This is a genomic window from Thiohalomonas denitrificans (assembly GCF_900102855.1).
GTDB lineage: Bacteria > Pseudomonadota > Gammaproteobacteria > Thiohalomonadales > Thiohalomonadaceae > Thiohalomonas > Thiohalomonas denitrificans.
This window is the reverse complement of the sequence record NZ_FMWD01000002.1, coordinates 307,729-328,895: the sequence shown is the minus strand read 5'-3', so window position 1 is coordinate 328,895 and position 21,167 is coordinate 307,729. Positions and strand designations below refer to the sequence as shown.

At 59.9% G+C, this 21,167-nt stretch carries 14 protein-coding genes; 8 read left to right on the top strand and 6 right to left on the bottom strand.

The genetic code is table 11. The features are described 5' to 3' along the window. Positions 1–49: 49 nt before the first annotated feature. Positions 50–748 (bottom strand): M48 family metallopeptidase, encoded by a 699-nt coding sequence (locus tag BLP65_RS04110; protein WP_092992897.1) that lies wholly within the window; start codon positions 746–748, stop codon positions 50–52. Positions 749–1,141: 393 nt separating this feature from the next. On the opposite strand from BLP65_RS04110, the gene BLP65_RS04105 reads away from it, so the two are divergent. From BLP65_RS04105 to BLP65_RS16610, 3 genes are read left to right on the top strand one after another with little or no spacing between them, the layout of a single operon-like run. After that, positions 1,142–1,957 carry a TIGR04255 family protein gene (locus BLP65_RS04105; RefSeq protein ID WP_092992895.1) on the top strand — a complete coding sequence of 272 codons (816 nt, stop codon included), beginning with the start codon at positions 1,142–1,144 and terminating at the stop codon, positions 1,955–1,957. Then, positions 1,957–2,451, top strand: a complete 495-nt coding sequence (locus BLP65_RS04100) for a hypothetical protein (RefSeq protein WP_092992893.1) — start codon at positions 1,957–1,959, stop codon at positions 2,449–2,451. The genes BLP65_RS04105 and BLP65_RS04100 overlap by 1 nt, the downstream gene beginning before the upstream one ends. Positions 2,452–2,477: 26 nt before the next feature. Continuing rightward, positions 2,478–2,885 (top strand): hypothetical protein, encoded by a 408-nt coding sequence (locus BLP65_RS16610; protein WP_139181411.1) that lies wholly within the window; start codon positions 2,478–2,480, stop codon positions 2,883–2,885. Between the two features lie 183 nt (positions 2,886–3,068). Here BLP65_RS16610 and BLP65_RS04090 read toward each other — a convergent pair whose 3' ends face one another. From BLP65_RS04090 to BLP65_RS04075, 4 genes are all read right to left on the bottom strand, one after another. Next, positions 3,069–6,377, bottom strand: a complete 3,309-nt coding sequence (locus BLP65_RS04090; RefSeq protein ID WP_092992889.1) for a type I restriction endonuclease subunit R — start codon at positions 6,375–6,377, stop codon at positions 3,069–3,071. 19 nt (positions 6,378–6,396) lie between these two features. Next, a complete protein-coding gene (locus tag BLP65_RS04085; RefSeq protein WP_092992887.1) occupies positions 6,397–7,689 on the bottom strand; it encodes a restriction endonuclease subunit S in 1,293 nt (430 codons plus the stop codon). After that, positions 7,682–10,147 carry a type I restriction-modification system subunit M gene (locus BLP65_RS04080; RefSeq protein WP_092992885.1) on the bottom strand — a complete coding sequence of 822 codons (2,466 nt, stop codon included), beginning with the start codon at positions 10,145–10,147 and terminating at the stop codon, positions 7,682–7,684. Before BLP65_RS04080 ends, BLP65_RS04085 begins: the two co-directional genes overlap by 8 nt. 485 nt (positions 10,148–10,632) lie before the next feature. Continuing rightward, positions 10,633–12,003: a tyrosine-type recombinase/integrase gene (locus BLP65_RS04075; protein WP_175452430.1), complete on the bottom strand. Its 1,371-nt coding sequence runs from the start codon at positions 12,001–12,003 to the stop codon at positions 10,633–10,635. A 624-nt stretch (positions 12,004–12,627) separates the two neighbouring features. On the opposite strand from BLP65_RS04075, the gene BLP65_RS04070 reads away from it, so the two are divergent. After that, positions 12,628–13,569, top strand: coding sequence for an MBL fold metallo-hydrolase (locus BLP65_RS04070; protein ID WP_175452429.1), 942 nt, complete (start codon positions 12,628–12,630; stop codon positions 13,567–13,569). 52 nt (positions 13,570–13,621) lie between these two features. On the opposite strand, the gene BLP65_RS04065 is transcribed toward BLP65_RS04070, so the two are convergent. Beyond that, positions 13,622–15,001 carry a phospholipase D-like domain-containing protein gene (locus tag BLP65_RS04065; protein ID WP_092992879.1) on the bottom strand — a complete coding sequence of 460 codons (1,380 nt, stop codon included), beginning with the start codon at positions 14,999–15,001 and terminating at the stop codon, positions 13,622–13,624. Between the two features lie 312 nt (positions 15,002–15,313). Here BLP65_RS04065 and BLP65_RS04060 point away from each other — a divergent pair, with 312 nt between their 5' ends. From BLP65_RS04060 to BLP65_RS04045, 4 genes are all read left to right on the top strand, one after another. Continuing rightward, a complete protein-coding gene (locus BLP65_RS04060) occupies positions 15,314–15,586 on the top strand; it encodes a hypothetical protein (protein ID WP_092992877.1) in 273 nt (90 codons plus the stop codon). An 80-nt stretch (positions 15,587–15,666) separates the two neighbouring features. Further along, entirely contained in the window at positions 15,667–17,634 is a 1,968-nt protein-coding gene (locus tag BLP65_RS04055; RefSeq protein WP_092992875.1) for a sensor histidine kinase, read from the top strand. Between the two features lie 124 nt (positions 17,635–17,758). Continuing rightward, entirely contained in the window at positions 17,759–19,054 is a 1,296-nt protein-coding gene (locus tag BLP65_RS04050) for an ATP-grasp domain-containing protein (protein WP_092992873.1), read from the top strand. Next, positions 19,054–21,081 carry a CocE/NonD family hydrolase gene (locus tag BLP65_RS04045; RefSeq protein ID WP_092992871.1) on the top strand — a complete coding sequence of 676 codons (2,028 nt, stop codon included), beginning with the start codon at positions 19,054–19,056 and terminating at the stop codon, positions 21,079–21,081. The genes BLP65_RS04050 and BLP65_RS04045 overlap by 1 nt, the downstream gene beginning before the upstream one ends. Positions 21,082–21,167 lie beyond the last annotated feature (86 nt).

Below are 21,167 nucleotides of genomic sequence, written 5' to 3'. Positions count from 1 at the left end.
CCGCCCTACTTCACTGCTCCCGATACAAGCCTGGGAGAGAGGCTGTCGTTCAAAGCCCTTCAGCGTCCATCCCATGCGCCGCAAGCCACCGCTTCCGTCGCTCGAAGTCGGGGAGCGCACGCTCGATTCGCCGCCAAAAGGCCGGGGTATGGTGGCCCTCATGTAGATGCGCTAATTCATGGATCACGACGTACTCGGCGACGGTCCGAGGCAGTAGGATGGTTTTCCAATGGAAGTAGAGCCAGTTGCCCTTGCCGCAAGAGCCCCAGCGGTAGCCGAGGTCCTGGACCTTTACGCCACCGGGCTTTACCTCCATGCGGGGCGTGTACTCGGAGACCTTCTGCGAGAGCCATTCGTAGCCGTGATCGGTGTACCAACGGACAAACTGGGAGCGGCCCTCAGAGGCGGCTAGATCGCGGCTCAGGTGGAACCGGCCGCCGACCAGTTTGAGCGATGCGGCGGGGTCGTCTACCAGCTTGAGGCGGTAGCTACAGCCGAGGTAAAGGAAACCCTCGCCGTCGACAAATTCCTTTTTTGGGATAGCGCGCTGGAGTTGGGCCTTCTCCGCCAGCTTGGTGTAGATCCAGTAGCGCTTCTCCCGCACGAATCGGCGCAGTTCCTCCTCGTCGGTGCCACGGGGCGCCGCCAGGACCAGCTCACCGCCCCGGTCGACGGTGATCTGCACCGTCCTCCGGCGGCGGCTCAGTCGCAGGTCAAAGGCGAGGTCGTCGACCTGGAATGCGCTCATACCTTGATCAGCTTATTGTGGTTAGCCCGTGCCAGCTCCATCAGCTTGTCTACAGTCGCGTCGAGCGTTTTCAGGGGGAGCAGGCGGCGATTGAACAGTTCTTCGAACAGGCGCCCTTTGAGGCGCTCTGGTCCGGGATGTGCGAGGTTTCAAAAAATCCGGGATCTTACTCTCGTCGAATGGCCTCCACTATATCACAGTCGCCTCGTTAAGGACCGCGTCCCGCCCGGGGGCCACGCTAAAGCGTTCTGCACGGACGAAGGACATGCCTTCCAGATAATTAACGACCACCTCAGCCTTGCATGTTTGCTCAGTTCACCTATAGGATTAGCGCTACCGGGCGGTGAATGCCCAAGGATTGCGCTCCGTCTCTAATAGGCGAAATCAGAAAAAATGCCAAACCTTCCTGAATTCGGCGCCCCTCCTCTTACGGAGGTGGTACTCGACGTTCAATTTGAGCCGCTAACGACGCTATCGATTCCGGAGATCGGCTCATTCTGGCATCGTGTGAAGGATCGTTTTACCGACATCGAGCAACATCCGCCGCTAGAACCATCCATCGAGCGAATCGGAGTGCCTCCAGAGACTCCACAGCTGCGATTCGCTCTCCGGGAAATGCCACCAATCCCGCGTATCTGGTTTCTAAATAAGAATGGCCAGGAATTGATTCAAATCCAACAAGATCGTTTCATCCGCAATTGGCGTCGGATAAATGATGTGAATGAATATCCTCGCTATGAAAGCCATGTCCGCCCAAAATTCGTCGAAGATTATGAGCTGTTCTCACGTTTCTTGGTCCAAGAGGGGATTGGCCGGCTTGTACCGACGCAATGCGAAATTACCTATATCAATCATATCCCCGCGGATGAATCCTGGCGAGAGCATTGTGATTACGCGACGATCTTTAGCTTTTGGCAAAATTTTGGAACTTCCGAGGGAATCGTCTTGGAAGATGTTTCAGCAAATCTGAACTTCCTGATGCATAAAGAAGATGAGTTCGTAGGTCGTTTGCGGGTCAACTCCCGGCCTGGCTATCGTGCCAGTGACAAGATGCCGGTATATGTCTTTACGCTTACCGCTAGAGGACGTCCGCTGGGCGAGGGTCTGGATGGAGTGATTAAATTTTTTGATTTTGGCCGCAGCGCGATAGTCGACCAGTTTACAAAAATGACAACACCATTGATGCACATGCATTGGAGGCGAAAATAATGGCTGTACCGAACCAAGCTTATACTCTAAGTAACGGTTTTGGACAGATACAGAACCGGGAATTTACGGAAATTCCGGGGCAACCAAATACCTCTCGGGCTGATGAAGCACTGACCAGCGACTGGGCACCACATTGGATCAAACGAGCGATCAGCCGGCTTGAAAGGATCGCCGCACTTCCTCAGAACTGGGACTCGTATGGCGCGCTTACTATCGCTAGTGAAAACATCAAAGTTGTTATTGAAGCTTTGATGGGACTTTGTTCGGCCGGAACTCCGGAACCGAGCATCGTCCCCACGCCTTCGGGAGGCGTTCAAATCGAGTGGCATACAAACGGGATCGATTTAGAGATCGAAGTAGTGCGACCCACTCAGATCGAAGTCCTTTTCGAGGACCATAAGAACGGAAACGAGTGGGAAGGCAGCGTAAGCTATGACTTGCGGCATTTGAAAACGCTGATCGAGGACCTGTCGGCCGAAGAAAACCCAGCCTAGCGGGGCCACGACAGAGAATTTTGGGAATGTCCGAAGATTACGTGGATGATCCGTCGATTCTGGACGAAACGCGACTCTTTAGACGCGTTATATTAGCTCCCGACCTTTGGATAGTTTGGGACAACAATCGGGGTGCATGGCGCCCTACTTCTGTTGCATTTGATAATGATCGATATGGTTCCCCCATGTCAGTTGTACTTGAAGATACTCTGGCGGAGTCCGGGCGCCCGCCGGAGAGCGCCCTTGAAGGTCATGACGACATGGCTTTAGCCGCCATTACCGCTCAGGACGCCCGGAGCAGCGAGCAAATAATAGTTCGAGATCCTGTGGATGAAGAGCCAGCGCACGGCTTAGTTGTGGGGAGCAAAAGCAAAAAGATAAAGCGTCACCTATCCCGTGCGGCGGTTTGGGTTGTTCCTCCACAGTTTGAATGAGTGATTCTGTGCGGGAAAAATCCTAGTCCTGCTGCTAAACGAATAATTCCGCCGCTTCCCGTCCTCATCGGTGCCACGGGGCGCTGCCAGGACCAGCTCGCCGTCGGTCGACGGTGATCTGCACCGTCCTTCGGCGGCGGCTCAGTCGCAGATCAAAGGCGAGGTCATCGACCTGGAATGCGCTCATACCTTGATCAGCTTCTCGTGGTTAGCCCGTGCCAGCTCCATCAGCTTGTCTACGGCCGCGTCGAGCGTTTTGAGGGGGAGCAGGCGGCGATTGAACAGTTCTTCGAACAGGCGGCCTTTGAGGCGCTCCTGATCGGGAATATGGGAGGGCTTCCAAAAATCGGGAATTCGGATCTCTCCGATGATGGTATCCACGATCTCGATCGTCGCCTCATTGAGGACCGCCGCGGTGTCACCGTCCGGCTCCGCCTTGTCGCCGAGCTTGGCCTCGGTGAGCCGGCGCAGGAAGGGCAGGTAGTGGGGCGGCAGCCCTGACGGCTCCTCTCCGGGGATTGGCTGATCCTCTCGCAACTCGTGGATCAGCCCCTCGAAGGCTTCGACCTGGGCCTCCCACTGGTCCTCCAAGTTGTGCAGCAGCTCGTTGAGCCGTTCACTCAGCTTGCCGTACTTCACCGGGTCCTCGTCCAGGTGCTTGCGGATATGGGAGCGGATGGCGTGCTCCATCTCCGAGGCCTTGGCCCGGTCGCTGACCTGGCGGCGGACATGGCTGTCGAACTCGGCATCGGTCAGCTGTACCGGCGGGATCTTCGGGTCGATGCCGAGCGAGATCACGTAGTCGTCGATGAGCTTGCGCACCTTGGCCCCGACATCCTTGCCGAGCGCCGGCGTGTCCTTGTAGCGGTTGCGGGCCACTGCATGGATGTAGGCCAGCTTCCTGGCATCAGCGGTAAACTCCAGGCCCTCGGGCCGGGGTAGGACCTCGTCCAGGGACTGGGTGAATTGCTTGAGCTTGACTGTGAACTCGGCACGCACCTGTTCGTCGGCGAGGGCGATTACCGCCTCCTCGATGTCGTCCAGGCTTTCGACCCCGTGGGCCCGCAGCACGTCCACGGCTCGCAGATGGCGGTCGCGCAGCAGCGGGATTTCGTCCTTCAGGCTCTGGAGGGCCCCTTCCACGTCCTCGGCGCTATACGCGGCTAGGGCCTCCTTCAGGTGGTTGGCCACCCCGTAGTAGTCCACCAGGATGCCGTGCTGTTTGCCGTGGCCGGTACGGTTGACGCGGGCGATGGCCTGCAACAGCTCCGCCTCCCGGATTGGCCGGTCCAGGTACATGACCCCCTCGATGGGCGCATCGAAGCCGGTTAGCAGCATGGATTTGACGATGAGGAAGGCGAGCGGGTCGGCCTTCTCCGGGTCCTTGTGGGTCATCGGCCGCTTGAAGCGCTTGATATGATCCTCCACCGCGGCCCGGTCGCTCCACCTGGCCCAGCTCGGATCGTCGTTGTTGCCACCACTGATGATCACTGCGAACTCCAGTCGCCCCAGCCGCTCCCGCTGGCGCCAGGCCTGGACGGTCGCCTGGACCCGTGCGGGCCGCTGCATCAGCGCCTCGTCGTCCATGGCCTTGTCTGCGGGGCTCAGGGCCATCGCCTCCTCCTGCAGCGCCTTGCGGGCCTGCTCGAAGTATTCCTGGTAGCGGATGGCCGCCCGGCGGCTGTAGGCCACCACCTGCGCCTTGTAGCCGTTGGGCAGAATGTAGGTGACGTAGTGGCGGAGCATGTCCGCCGCCTTCTCCTCGATGAGCTTGGGCGCCTCCAGGATATGCCCTTTGGTGGCGTACTTCTTCTTGATGGCCTCCAGCTCCTCCCTGGTCCGCTCCCGGAACAGGTCCTCGAACAGGTCATCCAGGCTGCCGCCCTCCTTGACGGCACCGGTGGCGGTGCGGCCCTCGTAGAGGATGGGCACCGTGGACCCGTCGCGCTCCGCCTCCTTGATGGTGTAGCGGTCGATGAACTCCCCGAAGATATCGTGGGTGCGCTTCTTGTCGCCCATGATGATGGGAGTACCGGTGAAACCGATGCGGGCACAGTTGGGCAGGGCCTGGAGCAGGTTGGCGTGTAGGTCACCGGCCTGGGTGCGGTGGGCCTCGTCCACCATCACCAGGATGTCCTCGCTCTCGTTGAGTACATCGAAGGGCTTGCTGACCTTGGGCGGCTTAACCGGAGCGTCCTCCGCGACCCGGCGACCCCAGCCCAGTGTCTCCTCCTTCATGGGGTAAGCCTTATCGTGCTCGCGGTACTTCTGGATGGTGGCGAACACCAGTCCCGGTCCGGGGCGTTTGATCAGGGCCTTCACCTTACTGGTCTTCTTCGCCACCTCGACGCTCTCGCCGGCCAGGCTGGCGGTCTCTGAGAGCTGCTGCTGGAGGTCCTTGCGGTCGGTGATCACCACCACCTTGAAGCGGCGCAGAGCCGGGTCGGTGCGGAGCTTTCGCACCAGGAACACCATGGTCAGGCTCTTCCCGCTGCCCTGGGTATGCCAGATGATGCCCCCTCGGCGGTCGTGCTCGCCGTCCTCCCGGCGGGTCTTGCCGATCTTGAGGCGCTCGATGGTGCGGGTGACGGCACGGAACTGCTGGTAGCGGCAGACCAGCTTGACGGTCTGGCCGCCCAGGGTGGTAAACAAGGCGTAGTGGCGGATGATGTCGAGGAGGTTGCGCCGGTCCAGCATGCCGGCGATGAGCCGCTGCTGGCTGGAAAGCTGGCTCTCGCCCAGCTCGACCGCAACTTCCGCCTCGGTGCGGGGCTCCACCGTCTTCCAGTTCAGGTAGTGCTCGAAGGCGGCGCTGATCGTGCCTACCTGGGCGTCGTCGAAGTTGGTGGCGATGACAAACTGGTTGGTATGGAACAGGGCCGGAGCGCCCTCGTTCTCCTCCACCTCGAAGGCAGCCTTGCGCTGGTTGGAATAGCGGCGCAACTGGTCCACCGCCTCAGCCATCCCCTCCGGGACGATGCGGCTCTTGCATTCGACCACCACCAGCGGAATTCCATTCACCAACAGGACGATGTCGGGGATGATGTGACCCTTGACGCTGTCGTGACCTGGCGGGCACTTCACCTTGTACTGGTTGATGACGGTGAAGCGGTTGTTCTCGGGGTGGTCCCAGTCGATGTAGCGGATTGTCTGGCCGCGGCCACCGTCCCAGTCGGGCAGGCCGTCGATGGAGATGCCTTTCAGGAGCAGCTCGGTGGCCTGCTGGTTGGCCTCCATGAGCTTGACGGCAGGAATACGGGTCAGGGCACCGACGGCCTGCGAGAGTCGCTCCTCGTCCAGCCAGGGCTTGCCTTCGCGGGGATTTATGCGGCGGACCTGCTCGCGCAGCACCTCCTCCTGGATCACCTGGGCGAAGCTGTCGCGGGAGGTTACGGCAGGGTTCTCCACCGAACCCTCGATGGTCTCCCACCCCATCCCTTGCAGTTGCTGGATGAAAGGCAGCTCAACGTCCTTATACTCAGGTCCTTGCATGGCTCGTTTTTCTTGTTAGTTAGGCGTGGGCCTGGTCGGCGGCGCCCAGCAGTGGGGTGACGCGGACGCGGCCGGTTAGGAGGTCGTCCATTAAGCCGTCTTTTGCGAGTCTGAGTTTATCGAGTTCTTCTTTAGCGTGGTCTGTCTGAGACTCATGCTGTCTCACGATCTCCAACGCTCGCACCTGCTCGCCTGTTGAAGGAATTACTATTGGCACCGATTCACAACCCGTTTTATTTAAGTACTTAATTGTCGTTTGGGTTGCCATCCGATCCATAAGGGGGCCTTCGACTCTTAGGATATGCATTAGCCACTCGGCTTCGAGCGCTCGGCTCGGTACGAATGCATGAAGCTGCTGGTTTATCACAAGATCGCAACTCGCAATCGAAGCTATTCCAAATTCTCCTACACAGCTCATAATAACGCTGCCGGCTGGTATCGTGCGTCCGACAGCTTTTTTTAGCGAAGAAGCTGAAACCGACAGCCCCAACCGGGATTGAGCGACACGATTTTCGCTCAAGTCAGTGACTGTCACCCACGGAAACTCACCACCGTCTAGCATCGGTTTGTTACGTCCGGGTACGATGCTGGAACAGACTTCTCCTGTCATTTGAGTCGTCCACTCCCTCGGAATCCGCCCCAAGGGCGAGTCTTTGTAGAGGTGCGGGGCCTGGTCGGGGGTGGGGCGGAGTTGACCGTTTTGGTCGATGCCGCGGGTGAGCAGGTCTGTGAGCAGGCCCTGCTTGATGCGCTCCAGCTTGGCGATCAGCGCCTCGGTCTGGCGGATTTGGGTGTCCAGGGTGTCGAGGATTTGGGTGATCTTGGCTTCCTCTGTCGCCTCGCTGGGCACATCAACGGGCGCGGATAGGTATTCCTCAAATTTGAGGTTTATGATCCCCGTCGTCTGCTGCTGAAACGCTAGTATTTGGCTCTGGTTGTAAAACCAGTGGAGTTTCCAAAAGACGAACTTTGAATCATGCTCCTTCTTGGGACGCAGCGTTTTAAAGAAATTCGAGCACAGATAGTCTCCGGTCCCCGCCTTCGATTGGTCAAAGTAAGCGACTCGACCAACCGGTTTATCCGTACTGCCACCCGACGCTTCAAGTAGCGTATCGCCGTCCGCCAGCGCCTTACGAGCAATCGTCGACGGTGCTATCCGACGTGGCGCCCCACCTCCAATGATATTCCCCTCGTTATCAATATCGGTAGCTCGCAGCACCCGTGCGGTCGTCGGCTCAGGACTATCGCCCCAGTCGCCCGCGAACGAGTCAGCCAAAAGCTCCCGTATCTGAACCGAAGCCCATTCAGACATACCCCAGCCCCCCCAAGAACTCCCGCAAGTGTGCCGCTGCCGCGTCCCGCTCAGCCTCGATGTCGGCCAGAGTCACCTGGTACTTGTCCCACCAGGTCTCAAAGGCGCCGAGAACTGCCTGCCGCTGGGCGCGGGTGTAGCGGGCCAGGATGGAGGCCATGTCATCGTGGAGGATGGTGAGCGACAGTTCCGCCGCCTTGTCCTCGTTCAGCGCATCCACCGCCTCGTTCAGGTGCGCCTCGAAGCTGGCGGTCTTGGCCTTGAGCTGTTTGTTGACCCGGGTGCGCTCGACCTTCCAGGCCTTCACCTGCTCGTCCGTGGGCGCGTCCTCCGCCGCCTCATCCTCATCGGCCTCTTCGTCCTCGTCCGGCGCGGCCTCGGCGGCCTTGATCTGGCTGTCCCGCTCCGCCTTGCGGGTTTGGAGCTGTTCCAGCTCCTCCACGTAGTCCGCCAACAGGAAGGTGATCAGCTTGTGGTCGAGGGGGTTGGATTTGTCCTGCTTGTCCTCCAGGGCGGTGGTGATGCTGGTGCGCCAAGCGTCGATGACCCCTAGGGCGCCACGGGCCTGGAGGGCGCGGAAGTCGTTCTTGGTCTGATCCCAGAAGCCGGCGATGATGCCTCTGACGGAATAGCTGTCGAGGATGGCGACGGGCTCCAGGGCGGCGCTGAAGCTCGCCAGCAGCTCCTCGCGGAGCTGGCTCAGGCGGCTGCCGTTGCTTTCCAGGGTATGGGCCAGGGCCGCGATGCTGTGGCTGTGCTCCGTCCACCACGCCTCGAAGGCCTCCTGGAGGGCGGTCTCCTTGGCGGTGAGGCCGGGGTTGCCCTCGATGGCGGGCTTGAGGTCGGCCTTGGCCTCGAACTCGGGCCTGAAGTCCACGTAGTCGGGCTCGTCCGTCTGCGGGGTGACCCTAGCAGTGAATAGCTCCATGGGGTCGAGCCCATGGGCGTCGAACAGGGCCCGCTTAGCCTCGATCTCCTTGACCGGCACGCCTCCCTTTAGGTGCGCCCGCACATCCTGGGGCTCCGGGGGTGGGGCGTTGTCCGCGTAGCGGCGGATGTTGAGGTTGTAGTCGTTCTCCGCGAGCTGCTCGTTGCTCACCACGGCGGAGAAGCCGGGCACATCGGCGAAGTGGTCGAAGGTGTGGACAATCTTCTCGATGTGCTCGGGCAGCAGGTAGTTCTGGGCGCGGCCCTCGTAGTATTCGCGGTCGGCGTTGATGAATAGGACCTTGCCCTTACGCTCGGCCGGTTTGGCTCCCTTGGCCCGCAGCACCAGGATGGCCGCCGGGATACCGGTGCCGTAAAACAGGTTAGGCGCCAGGCCGATGACCGCCTCGATGAGATCATCCTGGATCATGCCGGCGCGAATGCGCTTCTCGTCGCCGCCACGGAACAGCACGCCATGGGGCATGACGGTTCCCATCATCCCGTCGGTCTTGAGCACCGAGACCATGTGCTGGAGGAACATCAGGTCCGCCTTTTTGGCGCCCAGCGGGACGGAGCCGTAGCGGAAGCGCTCGGGGAACTTCGGGTGCCAGTCTTTTTGGCTCTCCCTGTCCGAGGGGCCGTAGGCGATGGAAAAGGGCGGATTGGTGAGGATGCGGTCGAATCGCATCAGCTCGCCGCCCTCGATGTGCTGGGGCTCTCCCAGAGTGTCCTCGTTGCGAAGATCCGCGCTGGGAATGCCGTGGAGCAGCATGTTCATCTTGGCAATGGACCAGACCGAACCTGCCGCCTCCTGGCCGTAGAGCCCGAGCAGGCGCGGATTGTGGCCCTGCTCCTCCACGTACTCCTTGGAGAGGATCAGCATACCGCCGGAGCCGCAGCAGGGGTCATAGACGCTGTGGTTCTCCTGGGGCTTCATCAGTCGAACCATCATGCGGACCACCGGGCGGGGGGTGTAGAACTCGCCGCCCTTTTTGCCGGCGGAGTCGGCGAAGTCGCGGATCAGGTACTCGTAGGCGGCCCCGAGCAGGTCCGGGAACTCGAAATCCTCGTTACGCAGGCGGTAAGTGCCGAAGTGGACGATCAGCTCGCGTAGTTTGCGATCCGCCAGCTTGGAGGCCCCCACCTTCTTGGTGAAGTCGATGTGCTCCAGCACCCCATCCAGGCTGGAGTTATGCTCCTCCAGGCCGGCCAGGGCCTTGTTGAGGTAGTCGCCGACGTTCTGATGGGCCTCGTTGAGCAGGAATCCCCACCGCGACTGTTCCGGGACGTAGAAGGTCTCCCGGTGCCAGTTCTTCATGTTGGCGATCTCGCGGGCCTGAGACTCGCTCTCGCCGCGCTCGACCTGATCGGCGACTACCTGCTCGTATCGCTCCTGAAACACGTCTGAGCAGCGTTTCAGAAAGAGCATGCCAAAGATGTACTCCTTGAACTCGGAGGCATCCATCTTGCCACGGAGGATGTCGGCGGCACGGAATAGGTGGCGTTCGAGCTGGTTGAGGGTCAGGGGCATGGAGGTTGAATCGTCCTTTGTTCCAAAGGTATCGCTATCGGAGCGGGCTACGGGTTGGTTAGGTTAGGGTATCACCGAGCGTCAATCCTCGGGTAGAGGCAGGCCCGCCGCCGAGTGGCGTTCCAAGAAAGGGGTGGTCAGTCCGCTGGAAGTTCTGGCATGAACCGCAATCTATCGGCTCGGGACGGGTGTGGGTGCCCCATCGCGCCGGTTGGCGCACTAGGGGCAGGCCTCCACCACCAGGGGCGTCTCCATCCATATGGGGCCCCACCGGGCGCACCTCGCTTTGCATAAGTGCCGTCCGCTCGCGCCGCCTCACCCATATGGGCCGCCAGGCTACGCTCGCCGCTGGAGCGACGTTGGAAGGAAATCGGAGTTGCGGCCTCTTTGACGGTAGAGGGTTTTAGAAATTTCGACGGAGCCTGGAAGGAAGGGAAGAAAGTGAGGACTATTACCAAATCACTCAGGTGGCGAATGCCCAAACATCAGGCATATTTCTCCCGGATACCCCGGACGTTTTTAGCCGGTTTCTTTTCCAGCCACTTGTGCCACCCTTCCAGTGCCACCCGCTTTTCTTTCATGTAGTCGTGCCGGTCATAGTGCCGAGCCTGTACGCCCCCAAGTCCGTGGCTCTGAATCTGAGCCCGGAGGTCGCTTGATATCCCCATGCGTGCCAGTTGCGTTTCCGTCGTTCGCCGCAGATCTTGTAAATTGAAGGGTTCCGATCCATTGGCCGTCACTATCTCGGCCGACAGGAGTCTCACAAATTTGCTTACAGTAAACAGGGTCAGCGGCACGTCGCCACGGGAGGAAATTAAAAGTTTGGTCTCCAGGTTTTCAGCACGCGTAACCAGTCGGTCAAGTATAGCGGCGGCCGGTTTGACGACAGGCAAGACGTGGACACGCGGTTGCTTCCTTCTGCCTTTCGGGTCGTAGAGAGTTATTGTCCGGGAGTTGGGATCGTAATCGTGTACTTGGGCCCGCAAAAGCTGTGAGGCGCGTTGTCCGCCCAAAAGAAACAGCAGGCGTACTACATCAGCAGGCAAGGTCGTGTCTGCTTTCAATCGCTTCCAAAGGCCGCGCAGTTCGGCCTCGGTAAGCGCCCGGTCTCTCGCACGGTTGTACTCGGTAAGTGCAGCGGTATCGGCGGCGGGATTGTGTTCGATATTGAAGGCGATCAGCACCGCAGGTGCCGTCGCATCCCCTTCGGCCCTCAAAGCCAGCGCATAGGCAGCACGCAGAAAGGACCGCAGTTTGCCAGCCGTCCGCCCCTTTCCTGCTTGCACGACTCGCCTCAGCACGGTCGTCAGTTGGCGGCGGTTCACGTTTCTGGCCGGTGCCGCTGCTATTTCGGGAAACGGGTCTTTAACGTGGCGATTGAATACCCCCCGTGCGTTCTTGGCGGCGGCTATCTTCTCCTGGCGAACCAGGTGTTCACAGTAGGTGTCGAACAGCGCTGTTAGCGTGTACCGCTTGGCCTCAACCTCGGCGCGCTGCTTGGCTTCAGTTTCATGCCGTTTAGTCTCCTCCCGCGCCAGTCTTTGCCGCTCCTGTTCCCTCTTGTGTTCGCGAAGGTCAGCGGTCGGAGCATCCTTTCGCAGTTCGTGCAGTTGTGCAGCGTACTCGTCCGCCGCTTCGCGCGCACTGGCGACAGTCGTTTTGGGGTAAGGACCGATAGGCAAATAGACCGAACGGCGTTTCTCCTTTGTATACCGGTAATACCAGTGGGCACTGTCTCCACTCACTTTCAGGGTCAGGGAACCCCGACCACGGCCCCTACTCTCAACCAACCAGCGGGTGCGACCCGTTCGCTTGCCGAGTTCGGCCTTAACTTTCGCATCGGTGAGATTGCCCATGTTCCGCCTCCAAGATTCCGCCCCTACCGGCTGGTCGCAACATGGTCGCAACTTCTGGGCAGGAATTAGGTAAATCATATCGGACGCCAATGGACTATATCAAGCGCTATACGTTTGTTTTTATGTACTTTGTTGTTGCGACCCGGATGTAATCGGACTGCAATGGACTTCGGTTTACGTGACTCATAATCCATTGGTTCCAAGTTCGAATCTTGGTGGGCCCACCAAATCCTGCATCCTGCACTCAGGCCACTCTGTCCCGATCCGATTCGAATCGTCCCCGGACGGACCTCCTGTCTGCGAGTCACCTTCCCCACCTGCCGGCATCAGCGGCGACCCACCTTATGATGTTTTTAAATGCAGGGCATAGATGCTATCCGAAGGGATGCACCAATGCCGTGCGAGGGCAGGATGCGCGGGGCGGCCATCATTCGTATTCATGGAACACCCTTTCCCTTACTAGAGGCTTGTGTCGCCTGCCATGAGACCTTCAAGCTCACCGAGTGGCCCGATAACAAGACCTATACACGGCCTGAACCGATACCTTTGGACCTGCCGTCGGGTGTAACCATTCGCGAATAGAGTAAACTGGCAGCGAAGCCTTCCCCCTCAGAGAGAGAACAGTTGAAAACTATTCGGTTCGTTCAATCCCTTTTTGTCCTATCGGTGATATCGCTGGTCGGTGCGGGCGTCGCTGCGGAAAACGGCGACGCATTGTGGTTGCAGGAGGTCGATGAGCATGTCTATGCAATAGTCGGTCCTTACGGCAATCGCACGCCGGAAAACCTTGGCAACAATGCCACTTTTGGTTTCGTGGTGACGGAAGCCGGCGTGGTGCTTATCGACTCCGGCGGCAGTTACCAAGGTGCCGCGGCTATCGATACATTTATTCAACAGGTCACCGACCAGCCGGTAAAGGTGGTGGTCAACACCGGCGGACAGGATCATCGCTGGCTCGGTAACGGCTACTTCAAGGAGCGCGGCGCACATATCATCGCCAGCGAGGCGGCGGTGGAGGACCAGCGTAGTCGCCTGCAAGACCAGAGATTCATGCTGAGTAATCTGGTAGGTGAGAAGGGAATGGCCGGAACAGAACCCGTCTATGCGGATGAGGTTTTCGCCGACAAAACCGACTTCACTCTGGGTGGCACTGCTTTCGAACTTCAGCATGTCGGCCCGGCCCATACCCCGGGTGACAGCCTTGTCTGGCTGCCGGCACAGCGCGTGGTTTTCACCGGCGACGTGGTCTATGTCGGGCGACTACTCGGAGTGATGTCCCACTCCAGCAGCCGCAACTGGATCGACGCTTTCGGAAGCGTAGCTGAACTGAAACCGAGGGCAGTGGTTCCGGGACACGGTCCGGTAACCGATCTCAGCCGAGCCAGGGCGGACACCCTGGAATACCTGGTGTTTCTGCGACAAACGGTGGGTTCTTTCATGGAAGCCGGCGGCAGCATCACGGAGATTGGTACGCTGGATCAATCACGCTTCACTTATCTTGAGGATTACGAAGCCCTCAAGGGCCGCAACGCCCAGCAGGTATACCAGGAGATGGAGTGGGAGTGACTTATTGCCTGACGCACTGGGATACGTCAGGCCGGTACCCCCTCTTTCCGACTCACAGATAAGGGGTGAATAGCCACGCCAATCCATCCCGCAACCGTATCGGCCACGGACGCCCGTCCACGTCGGCCAGGGTCAGTCGTTGTGAGCGTGCCAATGCGGTATCGAAGTGCTCGTACAGCCCGCCGATGCACTCCTCGTCCAGTACCTCTACGACGAGCTCGAAATTGAGGCGCAGGCTGCGGGAGTCCAGGTTGGCCGAACCGATCTGGGCATAGTCGCTGTCTACCAGGAAGAGCTTGCTGTGAACGAATGATCCGGGCTGGTAGTGCACGCCGATATCCCGTTCCAACAGTTCCCACAGCATATTGCGCATGGCCCAGTCCACGTAGGGCAGGTTGTTCTTGGCGGGCAGGATGAGGTCGACGCGTACGCCACGCAAGGCAGCGGCCTGCAAGGCGACGATGAGTTCGCGGGGTGGGAGGAAGTACGGCGTCATGATGGCAATTCGCTCGCACGCAATACCGATGGCACCCACCAACATCAGAGGAAGACGGTCGAGATCTTCATTGGGACCGTCGAGTACCATGCGGCAGGTCACTTGCCCGGTCTCGGTCGGGAGTATAGCCGGCGTGATCACCTCGCCGGTTACGACGCGCCAATCTTCGGCGAAAGCCTCCGTGAGGTCGCGTACCACGGGACCTTTGAGGCGGAACTGAATATCATGCACACGGCCTCGCCTGGGCCCGGCACTGCAGTGACGCTCGGAAATATTCATGCCCCCTGTGAAGGCGATTCGGTCGTCGACAATCAGCAGTTTGCGGTGGTTACGCAGGTTGATGCGGAATCGGGGTGGCCACAGGCGGGGCGGCAGAAAGCGTTCGGCCCGTACGCCAACAGCACGCAGACGCGGCACCGCTCGGCGTGGCAGGGAGTAAAGCTCCCCGATGCCGTCGATCATCACGCGCACGTCGACGCCTCGCGCCACTGCGGATGAAAGCGCATCGATAAAGGCGGTGCCGGCCTCATCCGCATCGAAGATATAGGTGCTCAGAAGGATGCGCTGTCGTGCCCCCTCGATGTCCGCCAGCATGGCGGGAAAAGCACTCTCTCCGTCAAAAAGCGCCTCCACGCCGTTGCCGGCGCGGCGCGGGTGGCCGGTAACGGCATGACCGAGACGGTCGAGTGGATCGGTGCCCACCGGCTGCTCGGCACCCGCAGTGTGGGTGGCAGGTTTCAAAGCCCGCGCACGGGTGCGCACCCGGTTCACGCCGAAGAGATAAAAGACCAGTGCGCCGAACGGCGGCAGCGCGAGGATGAACACCACCCAGGCCAGCGCTGAGCGCGGCTCGCGCTTGAAGAACAGGGCTTGACGGGCCGCCGCGAAGGTAATGATGATAACCGCCGCGAACAGGATAAAGTTGATGAATGTCATGTGTGCTCCCGCCCGATGGTGATATCGGCCGGTAGTGACGGGGGAAATCAAAAAACGGCGATCCGCCGTTTTGTCGCTTTTTCGCCTAACGTATAGATGCTCTCACGGAACTTGTCTTCACACCTACCGGCGTCGACAGTACCATCTGTCCTGTCGAGTCACTCTCCACCGGAAAAACAGCCACTGTCTCCGACAGATTCATCCGATGGCGGATCGATCTCCTGCCGATGACTTCACGCGTTCCGGCCACCCCTTTATGATGGCCCAATAGCCCCATTCCCTTGACGTAATCCAGCAAGAAGTCGACGCGATATGAAAATGGTTCTGATGTTGGTGGGCGGTTGTGTGCTTCTGGCCGGCCTTCTGATTTTTATGCGCTATATGGCCCTGAAAAGGGCGGCAAAAGAGCAGGAGGAGGCCGCCCGGGCTCTGCCGGAAGATGAGGTGCAGTGTTTCTCTTGTGGCCTGGTAGTACCCAGGGAGAAGGCCCTGGAAAAGAAGGGCCGCTATTTCTGTGGTGTGAAACGCAACGACCGTGACGGCAATCCCATCCAGCGGGCAAGCGGTGACGGTTCCGGCAGCTAATCCGGATCTGAACATCGCCGCCTGAAGCGATATCAAATGCCGTAATCAGCAATTGCAGCAGAGCCATATACCGGTGCTGCATGCCCTTTTTGGGTATGCTGTGGTGCAAGGTATCCAGTTCGGGAGCCGGTGAGGTGGATGGGTTGAGTGAAGACCGAATACGGGCACTGGAGCGCGAGGTGCTGGATCTGCGGGAGGCTCTGGACGCGTCGCGTGAACGGGAGCAGCGTTACCGCAGCGTATTCGACTCGATGATAGAGGGCTTCGGCCTGGCCGAGATTCTGCTCGATGACCAGGGCCGTCCTTGTGATTATCGCTTTCTGGAGGTGAACGAGGCCTTCGGGCAGCTGGTCGGCGTGCCTCCAAAGGTCGCCAACGGCAAGACCGTGCGTGAGTTGATCCCGAGTATTGAAGCGTACTGGATAGAGACCTACGGGAAAGTGGTCCGGACCGGTGAGCCTGTACGCTTTGAGAACTATGCCGTGGCACTGGATAAGTGGTTCGAGGTGACGGCGTATCGAACCGGTCCCGGGCGCTTCGCCCACCTGTTTGTCGATGTGACGAAACGCAAGCAGGCGGAGCAGGCATCGAGGGAGAACGAGCAGCGGCTTCGGTTGGTCACCGACAGCCTGCCGGTGCTGATCTCTTACCTTGATGCCGGGGAACGTTACCAATTCAACAATGCGGCCTATGGAAAATGGTTTGGTCTGGCGCCGGAAGAGGTGAAGGGCCGCACTTTGAAGGAGGTTGTTGGCGAGCGGGCTTACGAGACCCTCAAACCCTATGTACAAAAAGTGCTTGCGGGGGATACGGTGCGCTTTGATATGGTCGTGCCGTACCGACGGGGAGGGACGCACGAGATCGAGGCAGTTTACGTGCCACACATCGGCACCAGTGGTGAAGTGCTGGGCTTCTATGCCCTGGTGCAAGACGTGAGTGAACTGAGTAAACACAAAAAGGAAAAGGCGGCACTGAGAGTCAGCGAGGAACGGCTGGCCCTGGCCCAAAAGGTGGCGGGTATCGGTTCTTTTGACTGGGAGGTGCCGGAAGGGCAGGTGGTGTGGACTGAAGGGCTGGAGCGCTTGTACGGCCTGGAGCCGGGAGAGTACCGAGGCACCTATGAAGACTGGCTCAGGCGGATCCACCCGGATGATCAGGCCGCAGCAGAAGACTCCGTAAGGAGGGCTCTCGAGCAGCGCCAGGAGTGGCGTACCGAATTCCGAATCCTCCGCAAGGATGGCGCCGTCCGTTGGGTCTACGCCCTCGGCAGCCCGATCTTCGATGAGTCACGACAGCTGGTTCGGTTTCTTGGTATCAACCTGGATATCTCCGAGCACAAACAGGCCGAAGAAGCCTTGCGCCGGGCCAATGCGGAGCTGCAACAATTCGCCCACGTGACTTCTCATGACCTGAGAGCACCTTTGCGAGCTGTCTCAAATCTTTCGAAGTCGCTTGAGGAAGACCTCGGCCCCCGGCTCTCGGACGAAAACCGCTATCACCTGCATTTGATCCGTAAGCGTAGCCAGGCAATGGAAGCCTTTATCCGGGCGCTCCTGGCCTATGCCGAAGCTGGTGGGCAGACCGTTCAGGTAGAGACCGTCGACAGCAAACAGTTGATAGCATCTGTTCTGGCAACCTACGAGAAACCTCGGGAGTTCCAGGTTCACATTGACGAAGGCATGCCCCGTCTGATCACCGATCCAGTCAAGCTGCAACAAGTGTTTGCCAACCTGATTGGCAACGCCATCAAATATCACGACCGGCCCGATGGCAGGGTTCACGTGTCTGTCCGCGAGCTGGACGAACAGTATGAATTTTCCGTAGCCGATGATGGGCCCGGTATTCCGCCCGAGTACCAGGAGCGTATCTTTCGGATGTTCGAGCGAGCTCCCGGACGTACAGAGTGCGAAGGATCGGGTATTGGCCTAGCGGTGGTGAAAAAGCTTGTCGAGAGCGTCGGTGGAGATATCGAACTCCAGTCGGAGCCCGGCAGGGGTTCGACCGTTCGATTCACATGGCCAAAGGTGATTGAGCTGGAGAGCGATTGAGCTGTGATGCCGGGTTTCGCATACGGAGACCCCTCCATCAAGACGCGAATACTTCGGGAGCGGCGGGAAGCCGCACTCGGCATCTGCTATTCGTTGAGTGGGACCATAGCCTGTCGAGGTAGGGATGGTGAAAAACATCTTCATTGTCGGGCTGGACGACTTTCACCGTAAGCTGCTGAAAACGATACGCAACAGCGAGCAGTATCGGTTCCACGGACTGCTGGATTACGAGCAGGTCGTGCTTCCGGCCCACTACCCCATCGACGACATGATCGCGGCCGGGAAAGAGCAGCTGGATCGGTTCGATGGCCGGGTCGATGCCATCATCGGCCACTGGGACTTTCCCACCACCACGCTGCTGCCGGTCTTTCGCGAGCATTGCGGCCTCGATGGACCCTCTCTGGGTGGTGTCCTCATTGCCGAGCACAAGTACTGGAGCCGTCTGCGGGAACGGCAGGTCGTGCCGGACTGTACGCCGCGATTCGAGGCGGTCGATCCGTTCGCCGATGATGCCGCGGAGCGCATCGGTCTGGAATTCCCCTTCTGGCTCAAGCCGGTTATCGCCTTCAGTTCGGTACTGGCATTTTATATCTCCAGCCATGCAGACCTTGAATTTGCCCTTGCCCGCACCCGGGAACGGATCGGCGGGTTCGGCGAGCCCTTCGGCAGATTGCTGTCGATGGCGCATATGCCGGCTGATATCCCCGTCGAAATCGACGGCTATCATTGCATCGCCGAGCAGCCCATCGGAGGGGAGCAGTGCACCGCGGAGGGCTACATCCAGAAGGGAGTGCCCCACGTCTACGGTATCGTCGACTCTTTTCGCGAGCCCAATCTTTCGTCCTTCTCTCGCTACCAGCTGCCATCCAGACTGCCGCAGGAGGTGCAGAGACGTATTATCGATTACACCAAACGGTTAGTGCCGAATCTCGACATCGACAATACCCCGTTCAACGTCGAGTACTTCTGGGACACGACAACGGATCGTCTCTGGTTGCTGGAACTCAACACCCGTATCTCCAAGTCCCATTCACCGATGTTCGTCGACATCACCGGCGCGTCGAACCACGAGGTGGCCGTGGAGGTGGCGCTGGGCATCGAGCCTCAGTACCCGCGCCGCGAAGGCTGCTGCGCGACGGCGGCGAAGTTCATGCTTCGCCATTTCCACGACGCGCTGGTTACCCGGGTGCCCACCGAAAGGGAGCTGGAAGAGCTGGAGGAGGCGTTTCCGGGGACCAGCATCGAGATCGCTGTAAAACAGGGAACGCGATTGTCGGAGATGCCGGGTCAGGAGCCTTACAGCTACGAAGTGGCGGTGGTTTTCATGGGAGCCCCGGATACCAGGACGCTGTTGCAGGAGTATGAGCAGCTCAAGGCCCGGCTACCCCTGGAGTTCCACGACAGCGTCGCAAGCGCGTAATGAGATCGGTCAGGAATTTTCCCCATAAGGTACGGACCATTGAAACGGCCTGGATTGCGATGGCCGACGGTGTTCATCTGGCGGCCCGGATCTGGCTGCCGGAGGGCGCCGAAAGACAACCCGTGCCTGCAATCCTGGAGTACATCCCCTATCGACACCGGGATAACACCCGCAGCCGGGATCAGCGCATGCATCCCTACTTCGCCGGTCATGGCTATGCGGCGGTCAGGGTGGATATCCGCGGCAGCGGTAATTCCGAGGGGACCCTCGAGGACGAGTACCTGGAAAGCGAGCTGCAGGATGGCGTCGAAATTATCCGCTGGCTGGCCGAACAGCCCTGGTGTGACGGCAATGTGGGCATGATCGGCATCTCCTGGGGCGGCTTCAACGGCCTGCAGATTGCAGCGCGGCGTCCTCCGGCGCTCAAGGCCATCGTCTCGGTCTGCTCCACCGATGATCGTTATGCCGACGATGTCCATCACATGGGGGGGTGTCTGCTGGGCGATAACCTCTCCTGGGCATCGACCATGTTCGGCTTGAACTCGCTGCCGCCGGACCCGCAGGTCGTGGGACGAGACCGCTGGCGCGAGCTGTGGCATCAACGCCTTCGCGGTAGCGGTCTGTGGCTGGAAAAATGGCTGCGGCATCAGCGGCGCGATGACTACTGGAAACACGGCTCCATCTGCGAAGACTGGAATGCCGTGCAGTGTCCCGTCATGGCGGTTTCCGGCTGGGCGGATGGCTATACCAATGCGGTTTTCCGGTTGCTCGAGCATCTGCAAGTGCCGCGGCTGGGGCTGGTCGGCCCCTGGAGCCACAAGTATCCCCATGAAGGAATCCCCGGCCCGGGGATCGGCTTTCTGCAGGAGTGTCTGCGCTGGTGGGATTTCTGGCTGAAAGGACGCGACACCGGCATCATGGATGAGCCGATGCTTCGCGCCTGGATGCAGGAAAGTGTGCCGCCCACCACCCGGTACAGGCATCGGCCGGGGCGCTGGGTGGCCGAGGAGAGCTGGCCGTCACCGGCCACCCGTTGGAAAGAGTATTTCCTGGCTCCGGGCCGGCTCGCCGCTGGCGAGGGCGAGCGCCGGCGGACCGGTGCGGTGCAGACGCTGCAGTCCCCGCTGAGTGTCGGCTTCTTTGCCGGCAAGTGGTGCTCCTACTCCGCCGCGCCTGATCTGCCCCACGACCAGCGGGAAGAGGACGGGGGAGCGCTCATCTACGAGAGCGCTCCGCTGGAAGCGCCGCTGGAATTGCTGGGCGCCCCGGAGGCGGAGCTCGTGTTGGCGGCCGACCGGCCGGTGGCCATGGTCGCTGTGCGACTCTCCGACGTCGCGCCGGATGACAAGGCGACCCGTGTGACGTATGGGCTGCTCAACCTTACCCACCGGGACAGTTCCGAGCATCCGCAGGCCCTGGTACCGGGCGAGCGCTATCGAGTGCGTGTGAAACTCAACGACATGGCACAGGTGTTTCCACGCGATCATCGGCTGCGCCTCTCGCTCTCCACCTCCTACTGGCCGCTGGCATGGCCTCCACCCGAACCGGTTCGTCTCACGCTGTACACCGCGGAGAGCCGTCTGCGGGTTCCGGCCCGTCCCCCTGCGGAACGTGATCGGGCGGTCCACTTCGAAGCTCCGGAAGGCGCCCGCCCCCTGGCAAAAGCGGTGATTGAAACGGGTGAGCACCATTGGCGCGTGATTCGCGATCTCGGCACCGACTACTCCACGCTGGAGGTGGTCAATGATGACGGGGTGGTCCGTTTCAAGAAGCTCGACCTGGAGATGCAGCGTAAAGCCGTGGAACGGTATTCCTACCAGAATGACGACTTTTGCTCGCCGCAAGGTGAGACGGTCTGGCACTGGTGCTTTCACCGGGACGACTGGGATGTGTGCACCGTCACGCGGACGACCCTCACCTCGGACCCGTCGCACTTTTATATTCATGCACAGCTCGATGCCTACGAGGGCAAAAAACGGGTCTATTCGGATAACTGGGATCTGGCGATCAAAAGGGATCTGGCCTAGCAGGATTGCTGATCCCCCTCAGGGAGAGGTGATCAGCAGAGGCAAAGCCTTCGGCATCTTGGGTGGTGGCGACATTCATATTCATC

What these genes read in the sequence shown, in the direction of transcription:
- BLP65_RS04110 (WP_092992897.1), bottom strand. Translation starts at nt 748, where the DNA reads ATGAGCGCATTCCAGGTCGACGACCTCGCCTTTGACCTGCGACTGAGC.
- BLP65_RS04105 (WP_092992895.1), top strand. Translation starts at nt 1,142, where the DNA reads ATGCCAAACCTTCCTGAATTCGGCGCCCCTCCTCTTACGGAGGTGGTA.
- BLP65_RS04100 (WP_092992893.1), top strand. Translation starts at nt 1,957, where the DNA reads ATGGCTGTACCGAACCAAGCTTATACTCTAAGTAACGGTTTTGGACAG.
- BLP65_RS16610 (WP_139181411.1), top strand. Translation starts at nt 2,478, where the DNA reads ATGTCCGAAGATTACGTGGATGATCCGTCGATTCTGGACGAAACGCGA.
- BLP65_RS04090 (WP_092992889.1), bottom strand. Translation starts at nt 6,377, where the DNA reads ATGCAAGGACCTGAGTATAAGGACGTTGAGCTGCCTTTCATCCAGCAA.
- BLP65_RS04085 (WP_092992887.1), bottom strand. Translation starts at nt 7,689, where the DNA reads ATGTCTGAATGGGCTTCGGTTCAGATACGGGAGCTTTTGGCTGACTCG.
- BLP65_RS04080 (WP_092992885.1), bottom strand. Translation starts at nt 10,147, where the DNA reads ATGCCCCTGACCCTCAACCAGCTCGAACGCCACCTATTCCGTGCCGCC.
- BLP65_RS04075 (WP_175452430.1), bottom strand. Translation starts at nt 12,003, where the DNA reads ATGGGCAATCTCACCGATGCGAAAGTTAAGGCCGAACTCGGCAAGCGA.
- BLP65_RS04065 (WP_092992879.1), bottom strand. Translation starts at nt 15,001, where the DNA reads ATGACATTCATCAACTTTATCCTGTTCGCGGCGGTTATCATCATTACC.
- BLP65_RS04060 (WP_092992877.1), top strand. Translation starts at nt 15,314, where the DNA reads ATGAAAATGGTTCTGATGTTGGTGGGCGGTTGTGTGCTTCTGGCCGGC.
- BLP65_RS04055 (WP_092992875.1), top strand. Translation starts at nt 15,667, where the DNA reads ATGCCCTTTTTGGGTATGCTGTGGTGCAAGGTATCCAGTTCGGGAGCC.
- BLP65_RS04050 (WP_092992873.1), top strand. Translation starts at nt 17,759, where the DNA reads ATGGTGAAAAACATCTTCATTGTCGGGCTGGACGACTTTCACCGTAAG.
- BLP65_RS04045 (WP_092992871.1), top strand. Translation starts at nt 19,054, where the DNA reads ATGAGATCGGTCAGGAATTTTCCCCATAAGGTACGGACCATTGAAACG.